General features: G+C 67.0%; 24 protein-coding genes. 12 read left to right on the top strand and 12 right to left on the bottom strand.

Annotation, left to right across the window (positions count from 1 at the left end; translation table 11 throughout):
- Positions 1 to 7: 7 nt before the first annotated feature.
- Positions 8 to 1,660 carry a chaperonin GroEL gene (gene groL / locus QX073_RS32020; RefSeq protein WP_316226950.1) on the bottom strand — a complete coding sequence of 551 codons (1,653 nt, stop codon included), beginning with the start codon at positions 1,658 to 1,660 and terminating at the stop codon, positions 8 to 10.
- 121 nt (positions 1,661 to 1,781) lie between these two features.
- Positions 1,782 to 2,078, bottom strand: a complete 297-nt coding sequence (groES, locus tag QX073_RS32015; RefSeq protein ID WP_008961387.1) for a co-chaperone GroES — start codon at positions 2,076 to 2,078, stop codon at positions 1,782 to 1,784.
- 330 nt (positions 2,079 to 2,408) lie between these two features.
- On the opposite strand from groES, the gene QX073_RS32010 reads away from it, so the two are divergent.
- Positions 2,409 to 2,918 (top strand): hypothetical protein, encoded by a 510-nt coding sequence (locus QX073_RS32010; protein ID WP_315716667.1) that lies wholly within the window; start codon positions 2,409 to 2,411, stop codon positions 2,916 to 2,918.
- A gap of 115 nt (positions 2,919 to 3,033) precedes the next feature.
- On the opposite strand, the gene QX073_RS32005 is transcribed toward QX073_RS32010, so the two are convergent.
- Positions 3,034 to 3,813 carry a protein phosphatase CheZ gene (locus tag QX073_RS32005; RefSeq protein WP_315716668.1) on the bottom strand — a complete coding sequence of 260 codons (780 nt, stop codon included), beginning with the start codon at positions 3,811 to 3,813 and terminating at the stop codon, positions 3,034 to 3,036.
- A gap of 307 nt (positions 3,814 to 4,120) precedes the next feature.
- Between QX073_RS32005 and QX073_RS32000 the strand changes: the two genes are divergently transcribed.
- Positions 4,121 to 4,912: a L,D-transpeptidase gene (locus QX073_RS32000; protein ID WP_316226949.1), complete on the top strand. Its 792-nt coding sequence runs from the start codon at positions 4,121 to 4,123 to the stop codon at positions 4,910 to 4,912.
- A gap of 89 nt (positions 4,913 to 5,001) precedes the next feature.
- Here QX073_RS32000 and QX073_RS31995 read toward each other — a convergent pair whose 3' ends face one another.
- From QX073_RS31995 to QX073_RS31970, 6 genes are all read right to left on the bottom strand, one after another.
- On the bottom strand, positions 5,002 to 5,805 hold the full coding sequence (locus QX073_RS31995; protein ID WP_315716671.1) for a DUF2076 domain-containing protein: 804 nt from the start codon (positions 5,803 to 5,805) through the stop codon (positions 5,002 to 5,004).
- A 211-nt stretch (positions 5,806 to 6,016) separates the two neighbouring features.
- Positions 6,017 to 6,859, bottom strand: coding sequence for a ChbG/HpnK family deacetylase (locus QX073_RS31990; protein ID WP_315753418.1), 843 nt, complete (start codon positions 6,857 to 6,859; stop codon positions 6,017 to 6,019).
- The gene (locus QX073_RS31985) at positions 6,856 to 7,899 is read right to left on the bottom strand and encodes a glycosyltransferase family 2 protein (RefSeq protein WP_315716673.1); all 1,044 of its coding nucleotides are present in this window, start codon (positions 7,897 to 7,899) and stop codon (positions 6,856 to 6,858) included. The genes QX073_RS31990 and QX073_RS31985 overlap by 4 nt, the downstream gene beginning before the upstream one ends.
- Positions 7,900 to 7,969: 70 nt before the next feature.
- On the bottom strand, positions 7,970 to 8,947 hold the full coding sequence (gene hisG, locus QX073_RS31980; protein ID WP_316168036.1) for an ATP phosphoribosyltransferase: 978 nt from the start codon (positions 8,945 to 8,947) through the stop codon (positions 7,970 to 7,972).
- Positions 8,944 to 10,104: an ATP phosphoribosyltransferase regulatory subunit gene (locus QX073_RS31975; protein WP_316226948.1), complete on the bottom strand. Its 1,161-nt coding sequence runs from the start codon at positions 10,102 to 10,104 to the stop codon at positions 8,944 to 8,946. Before QX073_RS31975 ends, hisG begins: the two co-directional genes overlap by 4 nt.
- A gap of 119 nt (positions 10,105 to 10,223) precedes the next feature.
- Positions 10,224 to 10,976 carry a 16S rRNA (uracil(1498)-N(3))-methyltransferase gene (locus QX073_RS31970; RefSeq protein WP_316184192.1) on the bottom strand — a complete coding sequence of 251 codons (753 nt, stop codon included), beginning with the start codon at positions 10,974 to 10,976 and terminating at the stop codon, positions 10,224 to 10,226.
- 209 nt (positions 10,977 to 11,185) lie between these two features.
- Between QX073_RS31970 and QX073_RS31965 the strand changes: the two genes are divergently transcribed.
- The 3 genes from QX073_RS31965 to ubiA all read left to right on the top strand — a co-directional run bounded on the left by QX073_RS31965 (position 11,186) and on the right by ubiA (position 13,490).
- Positions 11,186 to 11,617 carry a hypothetical protein gene (locus QX073_RS31965; RefSeq protein ID WP_316226947.1) on the top strand — a complete coding sequence of 144 codons (432 nt, stop codon included), beginning with the start codon at positions 11,186 to 11,188 and terminating at the stop codon, positions 11,615 to 11,617.
- A gap of 266 nt (positions 11,618 to 11,883) precedes the next feature.
- Positions 11,884 to 12,561: a hypothetical protein gene (locus tag QX073_RS31960; protein WP_409998679.1), complete on the top strand. Its 678-nt coding sequence runs from the start codon at positions 11,884 to 11,886 to the stop codon at positions 12,559 to 12,561.
- Positions 12,558 to 13,490 carry a 4-hydroxybenzoate octaprenyltransferase gene (ubiA, locus tag QX073_RS31955; RefSeq protein ID WP_315716678.1) on the top strand — a complete coding sequence of 311 codons (933 nt, stop codon included), beginning with the start codon at positions 12,558 to 12,560 and terminating at the stop codon, positions 13,488 to 13,490. The genes QX073_RS31960 and ubiA overlap by 4 nt, the downstream gene beginning before the upstream one ends.
- Here the strand turns inward: ubiA and QX073_RS31950 are convergent, their stop codons facing one another.
- The gene (locus QX073_RS31950; RefSeq protein WP_315753424.1) at positions 13,491 to 14,015 is read right to left on the bottom strand and encodes a DUF6101 family protein; all 525 of its coding nucleotides are present in this window, start codon (positions 14,013 to 14,015) and stop codon (positions 13,491 to 13,493) included.
- Between the two features lie 284 nt (positions 14,016 to 14,299).
- On the opposite strand from QX073_RS31950, the gene QX073_RS31945 reads away from it, so the two are divergent.
- Genes QX073_RS31945 through lpxK form a run of 6 tightly spaced genes read left to right on the top strand, consistent with a single transcriptional unit; the run spans position 14,300 to position 19,867 of the window.
- Positions 14,300 to 15,688 carry a TldD/PmbA family protein gene (locus QX073_RS31945; RefSeq protein WP_409998678.1) on the top strand — a complete coding sequence of 463 codons (1,389 nt, stop codon included), beginning with the start codon at positions 14,300 to 14,302 and terminating at the stop codon, positions 15,686 to 15,688.
- Position 15,689: 1 nt separating this feature from the next.
- Positions 15,690 to 16,493 carry a 3'(2'),5'-bisphosphate nucleotidase CysQ gene (locus QX073_RS31940; protein WP_315753464.1) on the top strand — a complete coding sequence of 268 codons (804 nt, stop codon included), beginning with the start codon at positions 15,690 to 15,692 and terminating at the stop codon, positions 16,491 to 16,493.
- 58 nt (positions 16,494 to 16,551) lie between these two features.
- A complete protein-coding gene (locus tag QX073_RS31935) occupies positions 16,552 to 16,791 on the top strand; it encodes a DUF4170 domain-containing protein (protein ID WP_009031572.1) in 240 nt (79 codons plus the stop codon).
- 17 nt (positions 16,792 to 16,808) lie between these two features.
- A complete protein-coding gene (locus QX073_RS31930; protein WP_315716682.1) occupies positions 16,809 to 17,549 on the top strand; it encodes a lysophospholipid acyltransferase family protein in 741 nt (246 codons plus the stop codon).
- The gene (locus QX073_RS31925; RefSeq protein ID WP_316168031.1) at positions 17,542 to 18,849 is read left to right on the top strand and encodes a 3-deoxy-D-manno-octulosonic acid transferase; all 1,308 of its coding nucleotides are present in this window, start codon (positions 17,542 to 17,544) and stop codon (positions 18,847 to 18,849) included. Before QX073_RS31930 ends, QX073_RS31925 begins: the two co-directional genes overlap by 8 nt.
- Positions 18,842 to 19,867, top strand: coding sequence for a tetraacyldisaccharide 4'-kinase (lpxK, locus tag QX073_RS31920; protein ID WP_316226946.1), 1,026 nt, complete (start codon positions 18,842 to 18,844; stop codon positions 19,865 to 19,867). The genes QX073_RS31925 and lpxK overlap by 8 nt, the downstream gene beginning before the upstream one ends.
- On the opposite strand, the gene QX073_RS31915 is transcribed toward lpxK, so the two are convergent.
- A complete protein-coding gene (locus QX073_RS31915) occupies positions 19,837 to 20,064 on the bottom strand; it encodes a DUF2093 domain-containing protein (RefSeq protein ID WP_315716685.1) in 228 nt (75 codons plus the stop codon). The genes lpxK and QX073_RS31915 overlap by 31 nt on opposite strands.
- Positions 20,065 to 20,265: 201 nt before the next feature.
- On the opposite strand from QX073_RS31915, the gene QX073_RS31910 reads away from it, so the two are divergent.
- Positions 20,266 to 21,096: a dienelactone hydrolase family protein gene (locus tag QX073_RS31910; RefSeq protein WP_315716686.1), complete on the top strand. Its 831-nt coding sequence runs from the start codon at positions 20,266 to 20,268 to the stop codon at positions 21,094 to 21,096.
- A gap of 7 nt (positions 21,097 to 21,103) precedes the next feature.
- Here the strand turns inward: QX073_RS31910 and xseA are convergent, their stop codons facing one another.
- Positions 21,104 to 22,720: an exodeoxyribonuclease VII large subunit gene (gene xseA / locus QX073_RS31905; protein WP_316171665.1), complete on the bottom strand. Its 1,617-nt coding sequence runs from the start codon at positions 22,718 to 22,720 to the stop codon at positions 21,104 to 21,106.
- Positions 22,721 to 22,727 lie beyond the last annotated feature (7 nt).

Genomic DNA, 22,727 nt, shown 5'->3' with positions numbered 1-22,727 from the left:
GCAGGGCTCAGAAGCCCATGCCGCCCATGCCGCCCATGCCACCCATGCCGCCGCCGGCCGGCATCGCCGGAGCAGCATCCTTCGGCAGCTCGGCGACCATGGCCTCGGTGGTGACCAGGAGGCCTGCGACCGACGAGGCGTCCTGCAGCGCGGTGCGGACCACCTTGGCTGGGTCGATGATGCCCTTGGCGACCATATCGACATAATCCTCGGTCTGCGCGTCGAAGCCGAACGTCTCGGACTTCTCGTCCAGGATCTTGCCGACCACGATCGAACCTTCGACGCCGGCGTTCTCGGAGATCTGGCGAATCGGAGCCTCGAGCGCCTTCAGCACGATGTTGATGCCGGCCTGAACGTCCGAATTGGCGTTGGTGATGCGGCCGACGGCCTTCTTGGCGCGCAGCAGCGCCACGCCGCCACCAGGGACGATGCCTTCCTGCACCGCAGCGCGGGTCGCGTTGAGGGCGTCCTCGACGCGGTCCTTCTTCTCCTTGACCTCGATCTCGGTCGCGCCGCCGACGCGGATCACCGCGACGCCGCCGGCGAGCTTGGCCAGACGCTCCTGCAGCTTCTCACGGTCGTAGTCCGAGGTGGTCTCCTCGATCTGCGCCTTGATCTGGCCGACGCGCGACTCGATGTCGGCCTTCTTGCCGGCGCCGTTGACGATCGTGGTGTTCTCCTTGTCGATCACGACCTTCTTGGCGCGGCCGAGCATCTTGATCGTGACGTTCTCGAGCTTCATGCCGAGATCTTCCGAGATCAGCTGACCACCGGTCAGGATCGCGATGTCCTCGAGCATGGCCTTGCGGCGATCACCGAAGCCCGGCGCCTTGACGGCGGCGACCTTGAGGCCGCCGCGCAGGCGGTTGACGACCAGCGTCGCCAGCGCTTCGCCCTCGACGTCCTCGGCGATGATCAGCAGCGGGCGGCCCGACTGCACCACGGCTTCGAGCACCGGCAGCATGGCCTGCAGGCCCGACAGCTTCTTCTCGTGCAGGAGCACGTAGACGTCGTCCAGCTCGGCGGTCATCTTCTCGGCATTGGTGACGAAGTAGGGCGAGAGATAGCCCCGGTCGAACTTCATGCCTTCGACGATGTCGACCTCGGTATCGAGCGACTTGTTCTCCTCGACCGTGATGACGCCCTCGTTGCCGACCTTCTGCATCGCCTGGGCGATCATCTTGCCGATCGCGGCGTCGCCGTTGGCGGAGATGGTGCCGACCTGGGCGACCTCGGAGGACGAGGCGACCGGCTTGGCGCGCTTCTCGATGTCCTTGATCACGGCGGCCACCGCGATGTCGATGCCGCGCTTGAGGTCCATCGGGTTCATGCCGGCGGCAACCGCCTTGGCGCCCTCGCGCACGATGGCCTGGGCCAGCACGGTCGCGGTGGTGGTGCCGTCACCGGCGGTGTCGTTGGTCTTGGAGGCGACCTCGCGCAGCATCTGCGCGCCCATGTTCTCGAACTTGTCCTCCAGCTCGATCTCCTTGGCGACGGTGACGCCGTCCTTGGTGATGCGCGGAGCGCCGAAGCTCTTCTCGATGACGACATTGCGGCCCTTCGGGCCGAGCGTCACCTTGACGGCGTTGGCGAGAATGTCGACGCCGCGCAGCATGCGGTCGCGTGCGTCGCCGGCGAATTTGACGTCCTTGGCTGCCATTTCAGAATTCTCCTGGAGTAGACCTCGACGGCGAGGGGCGTGATCGCCCGTCTGTCGCCGGAACGAGGTTGCAGAGCATTTTCGCCCGGGGCGGCTGATCGCCGCCCCCGACAGGTCGGGATCAGGCGACGACGCCCATGATGTCGGACTCCTTCATGATCAGGAGTTCCTCGCCGTCCAGCTTGACCTCGGTGCCGGACCACTTGCCGAACAGCACGCGGTCGCCGACCTTGACGTCGATCGGGATCAGCTTGCCGCTCTCGTCGCGGCCGCCCGGGCCGACGGCGACGACTTCGCCCTGCGAGGGCTTTTCCTTGGCGCTGTCGGGAATGATGATGCCGCCCTTGGTCTTCTCTTCGGCGTCGATGCGCTTAACCACGACGCGGTCGTGCAGGGGACGAAACTTCGATTTGGCCATGACGGATCCCTTTTGGGGTGCTTGGATAAGTGTTGCTGTCGGAGGAAATCTGAATGCGGCCACATTGAACGCCCACTTGGCGCCAACTGGCTCGCAGCCTTAGCAATCCCGCCCTCCGAGTGCTAAAGACCGCTCGGGGAAATATGGCTTGCGGCTGTTCCTGTCAAGCAACGGCCAGCCGTTAAGCCGTTCTTGAGGCTGTTAGGGGATGTTGTCCCGGGCCAGACATGTTAGTGGAGCGGCGTCGTCATCCGACGTCATTGCTCTGACGAGCGTTTTGCGCTTGGTTGCCGGACGGGGCAGCCATGATCTTGTTCCTAAGGGGATGCCATGACGAGTTCACGGTGCGCGCGGCCGGTTGCCAATCTCGCGATCGCGTCAGCGCTCACGATGCTTCTGGGAGCGTGCACGGGCTTCAGCCTGTCGCCGTCGACCCCCATGCAGCAGACCGAGGCGCCGGTCGAGCCCGAGGTGCCGGCCACGATTCGCGCCGAGGATCTCGTGGGCAAATGGGGGCTTGCCGCCTACAACAACCCGAATGACCGCCCGCGCACCGAAAAGATGGCTTTGGCGCAGTGCAAACAGCCCTACGTCATCGGGGCAGGCACGTCCGGTGGTGTCGTGATGCACCTGGCCGACCAGGCGACTCCCCAGGAACTGCGCTTGAAGGGATCGGCCAGCGGCAAGAACTACATCGGCCCGGCCGGACCGCCCGGCGGCGAGCAGGACCGCGAGGTCGTCTCCTTCGACGGCCGTGTGCTGATCACCCGCTTCGTCGACAAGGATGCGGCGACCCGTTACCAGACGATGGTCTACGTCCGCTGCGGACCGCGCGCCTGAGATCCGGGCGAACATCCCGCAAAGGTCGAGAGTCGAACGAAAAACGCCGGCGATAGCGCCGGCGTTCCTGTATGGTGACGTTGCCTGGAGCGGTCGCTGGGACTGGCCGACGAGGTCAGTTGAACATCGCGTCGATGTCGTCCTGCGAAGCGTGGCCGACGTCGCCTTCCGCCTTCGGGCCGTTCAGCAGCCGGGCGTCGCCCTCGCGGTGGTCGACGATCGGCGGCGTATGCGCCTTGATGGCGTCGACGCCGCCCCAGATGTCCATCATCACCACGATGTGGTGCTCGATGAACTTCATCGTGGTCATGACCTTGTTGATGCGCTGGCCGGTCAGGTCCTGGAAGTTGCAGGCCTCGAAGATCGAGACCACGCGCTCCTGGATCTCTTCGCTCAGGATCTTCTGCTGGTCGGCCGAGTCCACCTTGGACAGCGCGCTGGCTGCCTGGTCGATCGCCTCCGCGGCTTCCAGGATCTGCTGCGTCGCCTGCTCGGTGCCGCCGACGACCGCGCCGAGTTCGCCGTTGACCTTGGCCATCTCCTCGCCGTTGAAGCTCTTGGCATGGAGGGTCGCGATCTCGCCCTTGGTGCGGTTGATCGCGTCGTGGATCAGGTCGAGCTCGACCTTGAGCTTTTCGCACTGCTCGATCTGGGCGCGATAGGTCTCGAGCAGCGCGCGCGCTTCGGCGACCTCGCGTGCGGCGGACTCTTCGATGGCGGCGTTCGCCGTGTTGCTGCCGCCGCTGCGGATCGCATTGGCCATCTGGGAGCGGATCGCGCGCAGCTCGTCCATGATTTCCTTGTGGTTGGGGCCGATCTCGCCGCCCACGAATTCAGGCTCCGGCATATGGCCGACGATTGCTTCTTCGATACGGAAACGCTTGCGAACAGCCATGATAGTATCCCTGACCTTTTGCTCGGATCAGTTCTACGCAGAGGCTATTTAACATCGCGTTCACGCCAGGAACCGCCGTTGGGCAACGCTGGCGTGCATCGTGCGTCAACTATTAACCATGCTCCGCCGGCCTTCACGCAAAATAAACGCTAGCGATCAAAACCGCCGACGTATGCAGCGATGGTGAATCCCGGCGCCTCCCGCGTTTACCAAAGCGATCGGGTTTTGCTCTTTATTGACGATACGCGGCGGCGTTGCCGCCTCGCGCGACGAACAGTCTCCAGACGAAACAGTACAGAGTACGTCGATGTTCAAATCATTCTCCATAGCGCTGCTGGCCGGCGCATGCGCATTCCATTCAGGTCTGGATCGGGCTGCGGCCCAGGGATTTCAGCAGCCGACCGTGATTTACAGCGGGCCGCCGCAGCAGTCCGCGCCGGTGCGCACCGCTTATGTCGAACGCTCGCGCATGGGTGGTGGCTTCATCGAATTCCTGTTCGGGGATCCGCAAGGCGGCCGCGGCGCGCCTCCGCCGGGACAGCCGATGTACCAGCAGCAGCCGTCCTACTACGAGCCGCAGCGGCTGGCGCCGGGCATGGTCCCGCAGCAGGGAGTACCGGATGAGGAGGCCTATGAGCAGACGCAGCGGCCGCTCGATCCGAAATACGAGAAACAGATCGTTGACTACGACGGCAAAGAACGGCCGGGCACGATCGTCATCGATACGCCGAACAAGTTCCTCTATCTGGTTCAGGGCGAGGGCAGGGCGCTCCGCTACGGCATCGGCGTCGGCCGCCCCGGCTTCACCTGGTCGGGCGTGAAGACGATCTCGGCCAAACGCGAATGGCCGGACTGGACGCCGCCGCAGGAAATGCTCGCGCGCCGGCCCGACCTGCCGCGGCACATGGAGGGCGGACCGCAGAACCCGCTCGGCGCACGCGCGATGTATCTCGGCTCGTCGCTGTATCGGATCCACGGTTCGAACGAGCCATGGACGATCGGCACCAACGTTTCGTCAGGCTGTATCCGGATGCGCAACGAGGATGTCATCGACCTCTATGGCCGCGTGAACGTCGGTGCTCGGGTCATCGTGCTCTGACGACCGCCGCTGCACGACATCCGCAACTGAAAAAGGCCGCCCGTGGGGGCGGCCTTTCGCATTCTTCGGTTCGCTGCGACCTGGGAGCATCAAGCGTAGTCGCTGCCACCGTCGTCGTCGCCATAGCCGTCATCGGCGTCGAAGTCGGCCGCGTCGTTGTCATTGCCGCTGTCGTCATAGTTCGCCTGGTCGAACAGGCCGGCACGGCCACCGTCGCCGCCCGAACGGCCGATGTCGTCGAGACCGGCGTCGCGCGCCAGCGAGCCGCTGGACTGGTCGCCGCTCCACGGGCCGGCACCACCGCCGCGCTCCTCGATGATCGTGGTGTCACCGAACGCCTGATGCGACCCGCCGCCCATCATCGAGCGGATGCCGCCGAGCAGCAGCGAGCCGCCGACCATGCCCGCCGCAGCGGCCGCCGCCGTTCCGAGGAACGAGCCGCCTCCACCGCCGAACATGCCGCCACGCGGCTGGCCGAAGCCGCCCTGATCGTAAGGGCCGGGCTGACCGGGATAGCCGGGCTGGCCCTGGTAGCCCGGGGGCATCGCCTGACCGCTGTTCCAGACCGGTCGGCTCTGCGACGGCGGCGGCACGTTGGGGACCGAACCGCGGCTGCCCGAGCCGAAGATGCTGTCGCGCATCGAATCGAGGAAGCCGCCGGACTGGGCCTGCTGCGGGGCCTGGGCGTGCTGCAGCTCCTCGATGCGGGCATTGGCGCGCTTCAAGGCTTCGTCCTGCACCAGCACCGTCTGCACCAGCGCGTAGACGGCATTGGGAGCCCGCTGCAGCGCCTGGGCGATGGCGGCGGCGGCCTCCGGATCACGCGGTGCACTCTCCAACTTGGCAAGCCGGTCGAACAGATCGTCGATGAGTTGGCGTTCTTGCGGTGTCATGTCGTTCTCCTGCCGCTTGCCTTGTTCCGGCCAAGCGCGGCCAAGATTTAGGGGGACTTTGTGGCCCGGCCAGCCGGGGCGCGGATTAAATTTCCGTATGCGACACAGCGTCTCTCGGGCTTGCGCAGCGTTTTGGACCTCGATGTTGCCCGCACTACAGGAGGAACGCAGCCGGGCGGCCTTTTGTTCGTCGCAGACCCGCAAGATCCGTTCAGGCCAGCGTCATCCGCCGGCGGTCGAGCAGCGCTGGAAAATGCTCGCCGGCGAGATAGGCGTGCTCATGCTCGCGCTGGACGGTCAAGGGATCGAGCTCGATCAGGACGTCGTCGACGAAGCCGGGGTGGCACATCACCAGCCCGTCCTCGGGCAGCTCGTCCAGGAAGCCGTCCATCAACGTGGCGAAATCCGAGGTCTTGCTGAAGTCGTAGGCGCCGGCGAAAGCAGGATTGAAGGCGATCTCGGCCCGCTTGGCATGACGGCGGAATTGGGCGCTCAGGACGTCCAGCAGCAGCGCCTTCGGTGCCGTCAGCCGCTGCATCAGCGGCACGTTCCGCCCCCCCTGACGCACCCAGGCCGCCGGCGCGGCTTCCTTGACCGCGGCGAGGAAGCCCTCGCGCACCTGCGGATAGAGCTGGGCGTGCTGATGGCCGTCGACGAAATCCGGGGCGCGGCCGAACAGCTCGCCGAACGCCGCAAGCTGGACCAGCACCTCGGCGCGGATCAGCTCGGGATCGAGCCGGCGGGACATTCCGGCGCGCAGCAGCTTGGGAAAGGGCAGGAACATGCCGCCTTCCGACGGGCGGAAGTGCATGGTGAGGGGCCGGAATGGCGCGGTCAGCGTGACATGCAGGCCGATGGCGCAGCGCGGGCTGTCGGACGCGACCTTGGTCAGCTCCGTCACCTCGTCGCGTCCGATCGCGGCGCCCACAGTCATCACCGAGGTAGCGTTCAGCCGACCGCGCGCGATCAGGTCGCGGATGGCGCTGTTGACCCCGGGGCTGATGCCATAGTCATCGGCGCACAGCCAGATGCGCCGGTGCGGGGTGGCGCTCATTCGGCGGCGTTCCTCTCGGCGCCGTCGCTCCGTGCATCGAGCGCTGCACGCTTCTCGCTGTGCTCGGCGACGAAGTAGATCGGACGCGCTTTCAGCTCGGACAGGATCTTGCCGATATACTCGCCCATGATGCCGATCATGATCAGCTGCACGCCGCCGATCGTCATCAGGCCGACCATCAGCGAGGGATAGCCAGGCACCGATTTGCCGGTTGTGAAGGTCTCCCAGAGGATCGAGAGGCCGAACAGGAACGCGGCCGAGGCCAGCAGGATTCCGAGCAGACTGGCGAAGCGCAAGGGCGCGACCGAGAACGAGGTGAGACCTTCGATCGACAGGCCTAGCAGGCCGGTCAGGTTGAAGGTTGTGACGCCATGGGCGCGGGCCGCTGGCTCATAGTCGACGCGGATCTGACGGAAGCCGATCCAGCTCGCCAGGCCCTTGAAGAAGCGGTTGCGCTCGGGCAGCTGCCGTAGCGCGGCCACCGCGCGCGGCGAGAGCAGGCGGAAGTCGCCGGCATCCTCCGGAATCTTCTGCCGCGCCCCCCAGTTGATGAGCGCGTAGAAGCCGTGAACGGCGACCCGGCGCAGGAACGGCTCGTTGTCGCGATGCGCCTTGGCGGTATAGACGACGTCGTAGCCGTCCTTGATCCAGTGCGTGACGAGTTGCTCGACCAGGGCCGGCGGATGCTGGCCGTCGCCGTCCATGAACAGCACCGCGCCGCGCCGGGCATGATCGAGGCCGGCCATCAGCGCGGCCTCCTTGCCGAAATTGCGCGACAGCGACACGACCTGCACATCGAGCGCATCGGCCTGCAGGGTCCGGGCAATCGCGAGTGTGTTGTCGCGGCTGCCATCGTCGACATAAACGAGCTCACAGGCGAGACCGAAGCGCTGACGCAGGGTGCGTGCGAGATTATTCAGCCGCTCGTGCAGCGCCGTCAGTCCCGCGCCCTCGTTATAGACGGGGATAACGATCGACAGTCCCTGCGACGCGGCGTCGGCCGCGGTCGTGGTCAGGTCGGACACGTCAGTTCCCAGCATCGCTCAGAGTCCTCGTTCTCCTACCAACATATGGTAGTCGCGCTCACCTGTCGCTACGATGAACGGCGATTTATGATCGCAGGAAGGCCTCGAGGCGGGCAAACAGCGGATTCTCGCGGTCGAGCACGTAGTCGAGCGAGGCGACCGAGACGGTCTCGGCACCATGCGCGCGCAGAAAGCTGCCGAGCGCGTAGATCTGCGCTGGCGGGCAGTGCAGGGTGAGCATGCCGGACGAGGTCGGGCCGCCGAACGGCGCCACGACGCCGAAACGGTTATGCGCCTCGGTCAGCATTGCTGCGTCGCACCCTTTGAAGCGGGTGCGGACCTCGCGGTATTTGCTGGCGCGGGCGCGGGCATGGATGTGGTCGAGAATGATCCGGGCGCTCTCGCGCGGACCCTCCGACCACTCGGCGTCGCGCGAGGCGACCAGGTTGGCCTGGCTGCGCAGGATCACGCCGTCGTCCAGCACCTTCAGCCCGTTGGCGGCGAGCGTCGAGCCGGTGCTGGTGATGTCGACGATCAGCTCGGCCGTGCCGACCGCGGGCGCGCCCTCGGTGGCGCCGGCGCTCTCGACGATGCGGTAATCGACGATGCCGTGGGCGGCGAAGAAGCTGCGCGTCAGGTTGATGTACTTGGTGGCGACGCGCATCCGGCGATTGTGCTGGGCACGAAAACCGGTGGTGACGTCATCGAGATCAGCCATGGTCCGGACGTCGATCCAGGCCTGCGGCACCGCGACGACGACGTTGGCGCCGCCGAAGCCGAGCGTATCGATCAGCAGCACGCGCTTGTCGGCATCGGTGATGCTCTCGCGCACGAGATCCTCGCCGGTGACGCCGAGATGCACGCTGCCGCGCGCCAGTTGCGAAGCGATCTCACTCGCAGAGAGATAGGCGATCTCGACATTGTCGAGACCTGCGATGGTGCCGCGATAGTCGCGCGCGCCGCCGGGCTTGGACAGGTTCAGCCCGGCGCGGCCGAAGAAGGCTTCGGCATTCTCCTGCAGACGTCCCTTGGAGGGAACGGCGAGGACGAGGGGGCCGCTCATGATGCTCTCCCGACCGGGGACTTGCCCACGGCGCTGCTCTGGGCCAGGCGCTCGATCCAGATCGAGAAGCCGACGGCCGGAATCGACTCGGCGGCGCCGAGCTGGCTCAGCAGGCCGTCATAACGGCCGCCGGCGACCAGCGGCTCGTCGCCATTGTCAGGATGATGCAGCTCGAACTCGAAACCGGTGTAGTAGTCGAGGCCGCGGCCGAACGACGTGGCGAAGCGCACCTTGGCGATGTCGATGCCGCGCTGGGCCATGAAGCCCGCGCGGGCCTCGAGCGCGTCGATCGCGGCCGAGATATCGAGCTTGGCATCGGCGGCGAGGGCGCGAAGCTGCTGGACGGCTTCGGTCGGGCTGCCGCTGATGGCCAGGAAGCGCTTGATGCGGTCCAGCGCGTCACGCGGCAGCGCCCCGCTCTTGAGGGTGGACTGCTCGAGGAAGCGGTCGGCGATCTCCGCCACCGTGCGGCCGCCGACGGCGGTTGCGCCGGCAATCGACATCAGGTCGGTGACCAAAGCGAGCGCCGCCTTGCGGTCGGAGCCGGCCAGAGCAGCGAGCACGCCCTCATACTCGTTGCGCGGCGCCACCGAGGCGATCGCCAGCCGCTCGAGGTCCTGCGCCAGGGTGCGCTTGCGGTTGAAGTCCTTGATCAGCCGCCGCCGCCAGACCGGATAGAGATCGAGGGCGTCGATCAAGGCCGTGAACAGCGCGACGTCGCCGGTGCGGATATCCACCGCGGCAAGGCCGGCGGCGGCGGTCGCCTCGATCGCCAGCGCCAGCATCTCGGCATCGGCAGCGGGCCGGTCCTGGCGGCCGAACGATTCGATGCCGGCCTGCAGGAACTCGCTCGGGCGGCCCTCGCGGTAGCGAAATACTGGACCAAGGTAGCTGAAGCCGGCCGGCTGCCCGGCGCGGGCCGAGCCGAGGTAGTCGCGGGCGACGGGAATGGTCAGGTCGGGGCGCAGGCACAGCTCTTCGCCAGCGGCGTCGCTGGTCAGATAGAGGCTCTTGCGGATGTCCTCCCCGGAGAGGTCGAGGAACGGCTCGGCCGGCTGCAGGATCGCCGGCTCGGCCCGCTCATAGCCGGCCTGGGCGAAGGATTGCAGCAGCTTGTCCGCCCACGCGGCGGGTCCGGTCGGAGCGGGTCCGGTCATGTCGATTCGAGTTCCAAAATGGCTTGGGCGCCCGCTGGAAGCGGCGGCTGCCCCTTAGCATGGCCGTTTGACGGTTTCGACTGGGAATGGCCGCGGCGCGCCACAATTGGTCGGATGCCTTAACCGCGGGCTCCGGCCCAGTCTCCGAGCGTCGCCTGAATTACGGCGAGGGCGGCAACGCCGGCCGTATCCGCGCGCAGGATGCGCGGGCCCAGGGCCAGCCTGATCACATGCGGCTGGCGCAGCAGCAGCGTCCGTTCATCGTCGGCGAAACCGCCCTCCGGTCCGATCAGCAGGTCGATGCCGGCCGCATTCTGGCCGCCGCGCAGGGCCTGCAGCGGATCGGCCAGTTCGGCCGCCTCGTCGCAGAACACCAGCAGCCGCTCGGGTTGCCGCTGCGCGAGGAAGCGCTCCAGCGGCACCGGGTCCTTGACGTCGGCGAGGCTGAGGATGCCGCATTGTTCGGCGGCCTCGACCACGTTGGCGCGCATGCGCTCGCTATTCACGCGCGACACCTGGGTGCGACGGGTGATCACCGGCTCCAGCCGCGCGGCGCCCATCTCGACCGCCTTCTGCACCATGTAGTCCAGCCGCGCGTGCTTGAGCGGTGCGAAGACGTAGGCGATGTCCGGCAGGTGATCCTGCGGCCGGCTCTGCTGCTGGATCGTCAGGCCATCTGGCCGCTTGCGGCCCTCGATCACGGCCCGCCATTCGCCGTCGCGGCCGTTGAAGGCCAGCACGTGATCGCCGGCGCCAAGGCGCAGGACGTTGCCGAGATAATTTCCCTGGTTGCGGTCGAGCGCGACCGAGCCTCCCTCCTGCAGGGGCGCGTCGACGAACAGGCGCGGGGCGTTGAAGTCGTATGCGGGCATGGAGCGAAGCGGAGCCGATGATGGACGTTGCTTACCGGACCCACGCGCCAGCCGCAAAGCCGGAAGGGCCGTCACGTGGTGTTGTATCGGATATCGGCGATGGCGCCTTTCGGCCGTGCTGTCGACAGATTTTACCGTTTCGATCCCGCCGGTCGTCCCCCCGGGACGGACATCCGACGATTTCGTAAGCCTCGATGCGGAGAACGGCCTTGATCTTGAGACATTCGACTTCGGCGCTTGCGATCTGGGCGCTGGTCGCGATCATCGCGGTGATGGTCGCCGCGCCGTCCCGGGCCGATGACAAGGCGGTCGCCGCGCCGCAACGGGCGGCCCCCGCGGTTCCGGGCGGTGCCAGCGTGGCTGGCTTCCGCCCGCCCGAGACCTGCCTGAAGGAGTTCAACCCGCTGCGGGACGAGACCGCCCGCCGGGCCAAGCTGCTCAAGGCGGCGACCGAGCGGCGCTTTGCGCCCGGCGAGGCCTGTCAGCTGGTGCATGACTACGAGCTCGCCCAGACCAAGATGATCGACTACGCCGTCGCGCATGCCTCGCTATGTGGAATCCCCGCCAAGATCACCGATCAGCTGAAGGCGAATCACGAAAACACCCTGGCCGTGATGCGCAAGGTGTGCACGGCGACGTGAACCGTCCCGCCGGCCGCTGAACTGGCGACTCCGGCTTGACCAGGTGGGCGAGGGCGCGGAGTGAACGGATTTTTGGGCTCCGACGTTCGGGAAGGGCCTCGTTTTGGGCCTCCGCGCCGGTTGGAACCCGGCTGCGTCTCTGCGCCGCGGATGTGATCAAATCCGCGGTTGTGCTGGACGGGCGAGAATCGTAAAAGCCCCGGATCGGATCGTGCTTTCATCCGGAAGTGTTGAGGATTCTTGGTCTTGCCGGAGAACCAGCCTTGATCGTCCGCCAGTCTTTCATGCCGCTCGCCATTGCCGCGCTGGTGCTCTCCACAGGGCAGGTCTTCGCGCAGAGCTCGTTTCCCGCGCCGATGCCTGGCCAGGCCCAGACCAGCAATTCGCCGTTTCCACCCATCAACGGTGCGGCGCCGACCCGGGCCGCAGCCCCGGCAAGTCCGTTCCCCAGTCCAGGCGCCTCGGCGTTCGGCGGCGGTGGCGGTGGCGGCTTCCAGCCGGCCCCGATGGGAGCCGCGCCGCAGGGTGGCCCGCCGGAGAGCTGCATGAAGGAGTTCATGCCGCTGCGCGAGGAAGCCGAGCGTCGCGGCAAGCTGATCAAGGCCGCGAGCGACCGCAAGGCCTCGCCTGACGAGGCCTGCAAGCTGATCGCCAATTTCGGCAAGGCCGAAGTGAAGATGATCAAATATGTCGAGGCGCATGCGGCGAGCTGCGGCATCCCCCAGCAGATCTCCGATCAGCTGAAGGCCGGTCACAAGAACACCGACGCGCTGGAAAAGAAGGTCTGTGCCGTGGCGGCGCAGATGCAGTCGGGGGCCGGAAGGCCCGCGGCTCCGAGCCTGAGCGACGTGCTGGGCTCGTCGGCTGCGCTGCCTGAGGCCAACACGACGAAGAAGGGCGGTTCCGCCTTCGACACCATGACTGGCAACGTTCTCACCCGATGAGCACGACCGCCGTCCGCGTTGCTGACGCGACCGGCAACTGGGTCGACACGCTGGCGCCGGTGTGGAGCCGGCCTTACCTGCGGCTCGCCCGCTTCGATCGCCCGATCGGATCCTGGCTGCTGCTGATGCCGTGCTGGTGGTCGGCCGCTCTGGCGGCCGGGATCGGCGGGAATCTGTCCATGCTGCCGGCGTGGATCGGGCTCTATTTCGTCGGCGCGTTCGTCATGCGTGGCGCCGGCTGCACCTGGAACGACATCACCGACCGCGATCTCGACGCCAAGGTGGAGCGCACCCGTTCGCGACCGATTCCGGCCGGGCAGGTCGGCGTGAAGCAGGCGCTCGCCTTCCTGGTGGCGCAGGCCCTGATCGGCTTGGCGGTACTGCTACAGTTCAACCGGTTCGCAATCGCCACCGGCATCGCCTCGTTGCTGATCGTCGCGATCTATCCGTTCATGAAGCGTGTCACCTGGTGGCCGCAGATCGTGCTGGGTCTCGCCTTCTCGTGGGGCGCGCTGATGGGATTTGCGGTTGCGTTCGGCCGCATCGATGCAACCGCGCTGCTGCTCTACGCCGGGTCGATCTCGTGGGTGATCGCCTATGACACGATCTACGCGCATCAGGACGCCGAGGATGACGCGCTGATCGGCATCAAGTCGACCGCGCGCCTGTTTGCCGAGCGCACCCATCTGGCGCTGGTCGTCTTCTACAGTTTGGCCGTGATGCTGATAGGGGCCGCCTTCGCGACCGCCCATGTGCATGTCGCGGCGTGGCTCGGGCTCGCGGGTTTTGCCGCGCATCTCGGCTGGCAGATCTGGCGTCTGGATATCGCCGATCCGGCGCTGTGCCTGCGGGTGTTCAAGTCGAACCGCGATGCTGGGCTGCTGCTGTTCGCAGCGCTGCTGGTCGATGCCGTGCTGCGCGCAACCTGATCAGTTGCGCGCGATGATCTCGCGCTCGCCGCGATGGACCGAGGCCGGATTGAGCTGGTAGCCGACACGGCGGCGCATCAGGAAGCGCGGGCGGCGCGAGCGGATCGCGTTGCGGCGGCGGCGGCGCGGCGTCGCCTCGCGGCGCGCGTCCTGCAACTGCGGCAGCGCGAACGTCTCGCTCCACATCGCCCACGCAGCAACGATCTCGTTCTGGTCGTCGCTGACGCAGAGCGGGATGGTCAGGGAGGGGTCGCGGTGGACGAGCACCAGCATCACCTGCGTGGCGTCGATTTCGCGCACGCCGATGCCGAGGAAGTCGCTGACGCGGAGGTTCAGGGCCATGCGCATGCCGCTGACGGCACGCCGCAGGACCACGCGCTCCCGGTGCAATTCGATCTGCCGGATCCCGCCATCGGCACGGGTATCGTGCGCGCTGTACGAGACGGGTAGGGAAAGAGGGTCGAGCCGCAGGACGCGGCCCGACCCAGCGGAATTGCTTCCGCCTGTTGCTGTTTGACGCCTCACGGCTTGGTCTCCCCGCCGGGATTATGCTCCCGGTCGATGCGTGTGACCTTGCCACGCGGATCGCCCGTATCGGCTTAACAAGCCTGGTTAATCAGATCTCACGCATGATCCTCTCACCGTCATGATTGACAAGCGCTTGCCCCGCATGATTGACGAGACCTTGCCGATTTGCCGACAATCCGATGTGCCGTCTGCCGTCCTGCTTGAAGTCGGCGTGAACAGGCCACATTTCGTTTGGATTGAGCCGTCTTCGCCGCCCACCTGACATCGATCGGATCGTGTTCGTGACCTCTTCCCCAGCCTCATCGTCGACATCAGCCCAATCAGATCTGCTCGACCAGTCCGCCCTGCGAACGCTCGCCGAGCGGCTGGTGGAAGCCGCGAGGAAGGCCGGCGCCGATGCCGCCGATGCCATCGCGGTGCGCGGCATCTCGCAAGGCGTCGAGGTCCGTGACGGGCGAGTCGAGGAATCCGAGCGCTCGGAAGGCGACGATGTCGGCCTGCGCGTTCTCGTCGGCAAGCGCCAGGCCGTGGTGTCGACCAACGACGTCAGCGGCGACGGTGTGGCGCGGCTGGCCGAGCGGGCCGTGGCGATGGCGCGGGTGGCGCCTGACGACCAATATGTCGGCCTCGCCGATCCGGCGCTGCTGGCGCGCGATATTCCCGAGCTCGACCTGCTCGATCCGCAGATTCCCTCGACCGCAGAGCTGGAGCGCCGTGCCCAGGAGGCGGAGGCCGCCGCGCTCGGCGTGAAGGGCGTGACGAAGTCCGGTGGTGCGTCGGCCTCGACCGGCATCGGCGGCATGGTGCTGGTCACGAGCGACGGTTTTCACGGCGCCTATCTGCGTTCGAGCCAGAGCATCTCGACGACCGCCATTTCCGGCGAAGGCACCGGGATGGAGCGCGACTACGACTACACGGCGGCTCCGCACGGCGCCGACCTGCTGGCGCCCGCGGCCGTCGGGCGCAGCGCTGGCGAACGCGCGGTGGCGCGCGCCAATCCGCGCAAGGTTGCGACGTGCCAGGTGCCGGTGGTGTTCGATCCCCGCGTGTCCGGCTCGCTGGTCGGACATCTGGTCGGCGCCATCAACGGCGCCTCGATCGCGCGCAAGACCAGCTTCCTCAAGGACAAGCTCGGCGCGCAGCTCTTCGCCAAGGGCATCCGCATCATCGATGATCCGCTGCGCAAGCGCGGACTGCGGTCGCAACCGTTCGACGCCGAGGGCGTGAAGGTGAAGCAGACCGCGCTGGTCGACGACGGCGTGCTGACGACGTGGCTGCTGGACTCGGGCACCGCGCGCGAGCTCGGCATGGTGACGACCGGCCACGCCCATCGCGGCGTGTCGTCGTCGCCTTCGCCCGGTCCGTTCAATCTGCATCTCGAAGCCGGCGTCGTGACAGCCAAGGAGCTGATCTCGGACATCAAGCAGGGCTTCTACGTCACCGACCTGATCGGCTCGGGCGTCAACGGCGTCACCGGGGACTACAGCCGCGGCGCGTCCGGCTTCTGGATCGAGAATGGCGAGATCGGCTATGCCGTGAGCGAGGTGACGATCGCCGGGCATCTGTTCGAGATATTCAAGTCGATGACGCCCGCCAGCGATCTGGAATTCCGCTATGGCGTCAATGCGCCGACGGTGCGCATCGAAGGATTGACGCTTGGCGGACGATGAGATCGAGAAACCGAACGAGACCAGCCTCGCGGCAGACGCCAGGCTCCTGAAGGAGGCGGTCCGCGAAGCCGGCGAGCTCGCACGTTCGATGTTCGGAACGGAGCTGCGCAAATGGACCAAGGGGGCGTCGTCGCCCGTCTCCGAAGCCGACATGGCGGTCAATGCACTGCTCGAACGCAGGCTGCGATCCGCAACGCCGGATTACGGCTGGCTGTCCGAGGAAAGCGCGGATGATCGGGAAAGACTCGGCCGGTCACGGGTCTGGATCGTCGATCCGATCGACGGCACGCGGTCCTATCTCGGCGGCCGCAACGATTGGTGCGTGAGCGTTGCGCTGGTCGAGCACGGTGCGCCGATACTCGCCGCCGTGCATGTCCCGGTCAGCGAGGAGTTCTTCTTCGCCGCCCGCGGTAGCGGCACCACGTTGAACGAACAGCCGGTTCGGGTGGCGCCCGGACGAGAGCTCGAATTCTCGCGCGTGGCCGGTCCAAAACCGTTGGTTGAGCGGCTGGCTCCGGATTCTGCGCGGATTGAACTCCATCCGCGAATCGGATCATTGGCGCTGCGCCTTTGCCGTGTCGCGCATGGCGGGCTCGATGCCGCTTTTGCAGGCGGGCAAAGCCGCGATTGGGATCTTGCGGCGGCTCATTTGATCGTGCAGGAAGCGGGGGGTAAAATGACCGCGTTGTCCGGCGAGGCGATCCTCTATAATCGTCCGGAGGTGGTGCACGGGGTGCTGGTGGCAGCGGGCCGCGACCGACATGCCGACATCGTCGCGCAGTATCGCAGGTTACCGCCGGACTGATCGCCCTGGATCGCCCCCTCCACGTCGCCTGCAAGGCGTTGACTAGGAAACGATACCGATGACAGATAGCGCCTCGCAGCAGCTCCTTCACCTCGTGATCGGCGGCGAGCTCATCAATCTCGACAAGAACGAATTCAAGGATCTCGACAAGGTCGATATCGTCGGCGTCTATCCGAACTACGCGGCGGCCCACGCCGCCTGGCGAGCCAAGGCGCAGATGACGGTCGACAACGCCCACATGCGCTATTTCATCGTTCACCTGCACCGGCTGCTCGATCCCGGTCAGGATGCGAAGTAAGACGCAAAGCTCGCGACTTGAAACATCTGATCCGTAATACGCTGCGTAGCGGCTGGTTCCAGCGTGCCGTCGGGTTCCTCGCGGCCGAGTACCTGCGGTTGGTGTGGCTGACCAACCGCTTCACCTATGAGCCGCCGGAGGTCTACGACATCGTCGAGCCGCAGATGCCGGCGATCTTCGCGTTCTGGCACGGCCAGCATCTGCTGACCCCCTTCATCAAGAACAAGCCGAGCTATCGCGCCAAGGTGCTGATCTCCCGGCATCGCGACGGCGAGTTCAACGCGATCGCCGCCGAGCGGCTCGGCATCGGAACCATCCGCGGCTCCGGCGATCATGGCTCCTCCTTCCACCGGAAAGGCGGGGTGGGGGCGTTCAAGGAGATGGTGCGGGCGCTCGAAGACAACTATAATGTTGCATCGACCGCCGATGTGCCGAAGCGGGCGCGGATTGCGGGGCTCGGCATCATCATGCTCGCGCGCGAATCAGGACGTCCGATCATGCCGTTCGCAATGGTCACGAGCCGCTTCATCCGCCTGAAGAACTGGGACAGCACCACCATCAATTTGCCATTCGGCCGCGGCGCATTGGTGGGAATCAAGGAAATCAACGTGCCGCGCGATGCCGACGCCGCGATGATGGAAGAGGCGCGTCTCGACCTCGAGGCGACGCTGAACGAATGCATGCGCCGCGCCTATGAGATCGTCGGCCGTCCCGAGGCCTGTCCTCCGCCGGTCGCGTCGGGAGCATCGAGTGCCTAGCCCGCTGCCGATGGCCCTGCGTGTCTACCGCGGGTTGTCCTCGGCGGCGGTGCCGCTTGCGCCGGCACTGATCAGACAGCGGCTCAAGCACGGCAAGGAGGATCCCGAGCGGACCGACGAGCGGCGCGGCCTGAGCCATGACACGCGCCCGCTGGGTCCGCTGGTCTGGATTCACGGTGCCAGCGTCGGCGAGGTGCTGGCGGCGGCGGCGCTGATCGAGCGGCTGCGTGAGCTCAACATCCGCATCCTCATCACGTCCGGCACCGTGACGTCGGCCGCCATCGTGGCCAAGCGCTTCCCGCCCGACGTGATCCACCAATACGTGCCCTATGACACGCCGCGCTTCGTGGAGCGGTTTCTCGATCATTGGCGTCCCTCGCTCGGGCTGTTCATCGAGTCGGACCTCTGGCCGAATCTCATCCTCGCTGGCGCCTCGCGGCGGGTGCCGATGGTGGTGATCAACGGCCGCATGTCGCCGCGCTCGTTCCCGCGCTGGCGCCGCATGTCCGGCACCATCTCCGCCTTGCTCGGACGCTTTGATCTCTTCCTGACGCAGTCGCAGGCGGATGCCGACCGGTTCGCCGCGCTCGGCGCGCGCAACGTCATCACCACCGGCAATCTCAAGCTCGACGTGCCGGCGCCGCCCGCCGATCCGGCGAAGCTCGATCGGCTCACGGCGATGACGCGCGGCCGTCCGGTCGTCGTCGCCGCCTCCACGCATCCCGGCGAGGACGAGATCCTGATTGCGGCCCACAGGGCCTTGTCGGTGTCCTATCCGTCGCTGCTCACCGTGATCGTGCCGCGCCATCCGCATCGTGGCCCGGCGGTCGCCGAGCTCGTCGCAAGTGCCGGCCTGCGGGGCGCCTTGCGGTCGCGGGAGGACCAGCCGCTCGCCGGCACCGACATCTACGTCGCCGACACGATGGGTGAGCTCGGCCTGTTCTACCGGCTGGCGCCGGTCGTGTTCATGGGCGGCTCGCTGGTCGAGCATGGCGGCCAGAATCCGATCGAGGCCGTCAAGCTGGGTGCGGCCATCGTGCACGGGCCGCACGTGTTCAACTTCACCGACGTCTATGAGTCGCTGGACAAAGCCGGGGGAGCCAGGCTCGCCCACGATCAGGAGGCGCTGATCCGCCAACTCCGGCAACTGCTCGCTGATCCCGCAGCCGGCAACAGCCTGGTTGCGGCAGGAACGCGGGTGGTCGATCAGCTCGGTGGCGCGCTGGAGCGGACGCTGTCAGCGCTCGAGCCGTATCTGTTGCAGGTCAGGCTCGAGATGGGGGCCGCCGGCGATGCGTGAGCCGGCCTTCTGGCATCGGCCGGCCTCCTGGCAATCGCGTCTGCTGTCTCCGCTCTCGACACTCTACGGCGCCGTTGCCGCACGCCGGATGGCGCAAGGCGGCGTCGATGCCGGCCTGCCGGTGATCTGCGTCGGTAATTTCCACGTCGGCGGAGCCGGCAAGACGCCGACCGTGCTGGCGCTGACGGATATTCTGCGTGACCTCGGCGAGCGGCCGGTGGTGCTGAGCCGTGGCTATGGCGGCCGGCTGGGCGGTCCCGTCGTCGTCGATCCTGCGGTCCATGAGGCTGCCGATGTCGGCGACGAGCCGCTGATGATGGCCGCGCGGGTGCCGGTCGTCGTGGCGCGCAATCGCGCCGACGGCATCGGTCTCGTCAAGGCGCAAGGCGCCACCGTCGTCCTGATGGACGATGGCTTCCAGAATCCGTCGATCACGAAGGATCTCGCGCTGATCGTGATCGACGGCGCGCGCGGCCTCGGCAATGCCGAGGTGTTTCCCGCCGGACCATTGCGCGCGCCGCTGCCGCCGCAACTGGCGCGCACCGACGCATTGGTCGTGATCGGCAGCGGCCGAGCCAGCGAGGCGGTCGCCTCACATGTGTTGTCGGCCGGCAAGCCGGTGTTTTCAGCCGCGTTGCAGCCAGATCCGCAGATCGTTGCGGCGCTGCGGGGCAGGCCGTTGCTGGCGTTTGCCGGGATCGGCGACCCCGCCCGCTTCTTCCGCACCCTTCGCGGCGCTGGTCTCGACGTCAGGCGCGAGCGTACCTTTCCGGATCACCACCCGTTCACGGCGGGCGACGTCGTGGCCCTCGCCAATGAAGCCAGACGTGATGGATTTGCCCTGGTGACCACGGAAAAGGATCTCGTGCGGTTCCGCGGCCACGAGGCCGCGCCCGATGTCATGGCATTCCCGGTCACACTGCAGTTCGACGATCTCGCCGCGTTGCGCGCGCTGGTTGTGCAACGGCTGTCAGCGAAGCGCAAAGATCAGCCGTTGGCCTTCAATGCGCCAGGATAATGCCGCTGCAGCACGGCGCTCGGCAGGGCGTAGGCTTCCTGCAGATCGACACTCCAATACTTCAGCTCGTCCAGCGGAATCCGCACATCGGTGACCGCGCAGCGCACATAGCTTCCCGGTGAGATCACCCGGAAATCGCCATCCAGATACTGCACCTGCGCCTCGCCCTGGCCCGAGGGACCAAACTTGTTGAGCACGTCCGCGATCTCCAATTCCTTGACGTGAAGTCCCCCTACGCGGGCGCCGCGCGCACACGACAGGCCGAATTTCGATGATTTCCTAGCATAGATGGGGGACGCTGTCCCCCCGCGCAAACCCACTGATTTGTGATGCTTCTGCTCGAAACTCCGTGCTAGCTAGATTGCGATATCCGCCGCTTGTCCCGCCCGGCTGGTTTGATGCGCTCCCTCGTCGCCATCGTCGTCTCACTGCTCTGCGCCACGGCGTTTCCAGCCTTGGCAGAGCCGTTGCCAGCGCCCGTCGCGGTCGAGATCCCCTCGGGAAGCTATGTGCTGCACGCCCAGCTCTACCGGCCGAAGGGGGCCGGCCCATTTCCGGTCGTCGTCGCGCTCCACGGCTGCGGCGGGCTTTCCGGCCGCTCGGAGCCGGTGCTGCCGCGCTATCGCGACTGGGCCGAGGAACTCGTCAGGGACGGCAAGGCCGTCCTGCTGCCGGACAGCTACGGCTCGCGCGGGTTGGGCCCGCAATGCCGCGTCAAGGAGCGTCGTATCAGCGGCCGGCGCGAGCGTGTCGCCGACATCGTGATCGCGCAGAAATGGTTGGCCGAGCAAGCCTGGGCGATGCCCGACCGGGTCAGCCTGGTCGGCTGGGCGGCCGGCGCGAGCGCGCTGTTGTGGGCGGTGCGCCCGCAATTGCCCGAGCATGTCTCGCCGGATTTTCGCTCGGCGGTGGCGTTCTATCCGGATTGCCGCGCCTCGTCCGGCCTCGGCTGGAGCACGCGCGTTCCGACATTGGTGCTGATCGGCGGCCTGGACGACGTCTATTCGCCGCCCGCGTGCCGGCAGATGATCGATGGCGCGCGCGGCCGCAGCGCGCTGACCCGCATCGTCATCTATCCCGGCGCCTATCACGATTTCGATCGTGTGAACCTGCCGCTGCATCAGGTCGCGGGATCCGACGCCGGGGCGCCCGAGCGCGGCCATGTCGGCTCGGATCCCGAGGCGCGCGCCGATGCGCAGAAGCTCGTGGCCGATTGGCTGGCGCGCTGAAGGCTACTCAGAACAGGCTGCCTTGGTCGGCGGGATCGGGCGTGCGCTTCGGTGCCGAAGGCTTGGCCTCGCGCGCAGGTTTCGGCGATGACGGCGCTGCCGGCGGAAGCGGGCGGTCCGCGCCCGCCGTGGCCGCGACCTTGCCGTCCGCAAATTCGATCGAGAGCGCGGCGCCCGGACCGATGCTCGCGGCATGGTGCAGCGGGTGGCCGGCCTCGTCACGCACCAGGGCAAATCCACGGGCCAGCACGCTGCGATAGGACAGCGCGGTGAGGAGCTTCTCGTTCTGGCCGACGCGGGCCGACAGGCGCTGAAGCTGGGTCAGCAACGCGCGCCGGGCCCGCTCGGCAAGACGTTCGGTTCGGTCGCGCTCGCGACCGATGGCCTGGCGCTTGGCCTGGGCGTAGGCTTGGCGCGAGGCCTTGAAGCGGGCGTCGAGCGCCTCGAATCGCTCGCGCCGCCGGTGCAACTGGCCGCGCGACGACAGCGACAGCCGCTCGGACGACGCGATGAGACGATGGCGTGATTGCGCGATCTGCGCGTGCAGCACGCGCAGAGTGAGCTTGGCGCTCGCCGCCGCGAATTGGCGAAAGTGTACATGCGTGTTGGTCTTCAGCGCGCGTGGCAGGCCGGCGGCCGCCGAATCCAGCCGCTGCCTGGGAATGGCGAGCAGATCGCTAGGGCCGGGCAGGGCGCGCGCGGCGGCGCGCAGCTCGTTGCGGCGGCTCTCCTGGCTGCGCTGCCAGCAGACGCCGACACGGCGCGCGAGGCTTGCGACCTCCTGCATCAGCTCGCTGCGCACCGGCACCGCCATTTCCGCGGCTGCGGTCGGCGTTGGCGCACGTTTGTCGGCGGCGAAATCGATCAAGGTCACGTCGGTCTCGTGGCCGACCGCCGAGATCAGCGGGATCATGCTCTCGGCCGCGGCGCGGACCACGATCTCCTCGTTGAACGACCACAGGTCCTCCAGCGAGCCGCCGCCGCGCGCGACGATCAGCACGTCGGGCCGCGGGATCGGGCCATCCTGCGGCAAATCGTTGAAGCCACGAATCGCGGCGGCAACCTGCTCGGCCGAGCCTTCGCCCTGCACCTTCACGGGCCAGACCAGCACGCGGCGAGGAAAGCGGTCCTCGAGCCGGTGCAGGATGTCGCGGATGACGGCCCCGGTCGGCGAGGTGACCACGCCGATCACCTCGGGCAGCCATGGCAGCAGTTGCTTGCGTGCGGGATCGAACAGTCCTTCGGCCCCGAGCTTCCGCTTGCGCTCCTCCATCAGCGCCATCAGCGCGCCGATCCCGGCCGGCTCCAGCGCCTCGATGACGATCTGGTATTTCGACGAGTTCGGATAGGTGGTGAGCTTGCCGGTGGCGATCACCTCGAGCCCCTCCTGGGGCTTGAAGCGCATGCGGCCATGCACGCCCTTCCAGATCACCGCCTCGATCTTGGCGCTCTCGTCCTTGAGCGCGAAATAGCAATGCCCCGAGGAATGCGGCCCGCGAAAGCCGGTGATCTCGCCGCGCACCCGGACGTGGCCGAACTGGTCCTCGACCGTGCGCTTCAGCGCCGAGGACAGCTCGGTGACGGTGAATTCGGGCGCGTTGGGCAAGGCTTCCGCAGGCGGCATCGCTGTT

The organism is Bradyrhizobium sp. SZCCHNS3052 (genome assembly GCF_032484495.1).
GTDB lineage: Bacteria > Pseudomonadota > Alphaproteobacteria > Rhizobiales > Xanthobacteraceae > Bradyrhizobium.
This window is presented reverse-complemented; position numbering and strand designations above follow the sequence as displayed.

Excerpts from the sequence above, each read along its gene's own strand:
- groL (WP_316226950.1), bottom strand. The coding sequence starts at position 1,660 with ATGGCAGCCAAGGACGTCAAATTCGCCGGCGACGCACGCGACCGCATG.
- groES (WP_008961387.1), bottom strand. The coding sequence starts at position 2,078 with ATGGCCAAATCGAAGTTTCGTCCCCTGCACGACCGCGTCGTGGTTAAG.
- QX073_RS32010 (WP_315716667.1), top strand. The coding sequence starts at position 2,409 with ATGACGAGTTCACGGTGCGCGCGGCCGGTTGCCAATCTCGCGATCGCG.
- QX073_RS32005 (WP_315716668.1), bottom strand. The coding sequence starts at position 3,813 with ATGGCTGTTCGCAAGCGTTTCCGTATCGAAGAAGCAATCGTCGGCCAT.
- QX073_RS32000 (WP_316226949.1), top strand. The coding sequence starts at position 4,121 with ATGTTCAAATCATTCTCCATAGCGCTGCTGGCCGGCGCATGCGCATTC.
- QX073_RS31995 (WP_315716671.1), bottom strand. The coding sequence starts at position 5,805 with ATGACACCGCAAGAACGCCAACTCATCGACGATCTGTTCGACCGGCTT.
- QX073_RS31990 (WP_315753418.1), bottom strand. The coding sequence starts at position 6,859 with ATGAGCGCCACCCCGCACCGGCGCATCTGGCTGTGCGCCGATGACTAT.
- QX073_RS31985 (WP_315716673.1), bottom strand. The coding sequence starts at position 7,899 with ATGCTGGGAACTGACGTGTCCGACCTGACCACGACCGCGGCCGACGCC.
- hisG (WP_316168036.1), bottom strand. The coding sequence starts at position 8,947 with ATGAGCGGCCCCCTCGTCCTCGCCGTTCCCTCCAAGGGACGTCTGCAG.
- QX073_RS31975 (WP_316226948.1), bottom strand. The coding sequence starts at position 10,104 with ATGACCGGACCCGCTCCGACCGGACCCGCCGCGTGGGCGGACAAGCTG.
- QX073_RS31970 (WP_316184192.1), bottom strand. The coding sequence starts at position 10,976 with ATGCCCGCATACGACTTCAACGCCCCGCGCCTGTTCGTCGACGCGCCC.
- ubiA (WP_315716678.1), top strand. The coding sequence starts at position 12,558 with ATGAGCACGACCGCCGTCCGCGTTGCTGACGCGACCGGCAACTGGGTC.
- QX073_RS31935 (WP_009031572.1), top strand. The coding sequence starts at position 16,552 with ATGACAGATAGCGCCTCGCAGCAGCTCCTTCACCTCGTGATCGGCGGC.
- lpxK (WP_316226946.1), top strand. The coding sequence starts at position 18,842 with ATGCGTGAGCCGGCCTTCTGGCATCGGCCGGCCTCCTGGCAATCGCGT.
- QX073_RS31910 (WP_315716686.1), top strand. The coding sequence starts at position 20,266 with ATGCGCTCCCTCGTCGCCATCGTCGTCTCACTGCTCTGCGCCACGGCG.
- xseA (WP_316171665.1), bottom strand. The coding sequence starts at position 22,720 with ATGCCGCCTGCGGAAGCCTTGCCCAACGCGCCCGAATTCACCGTCACC.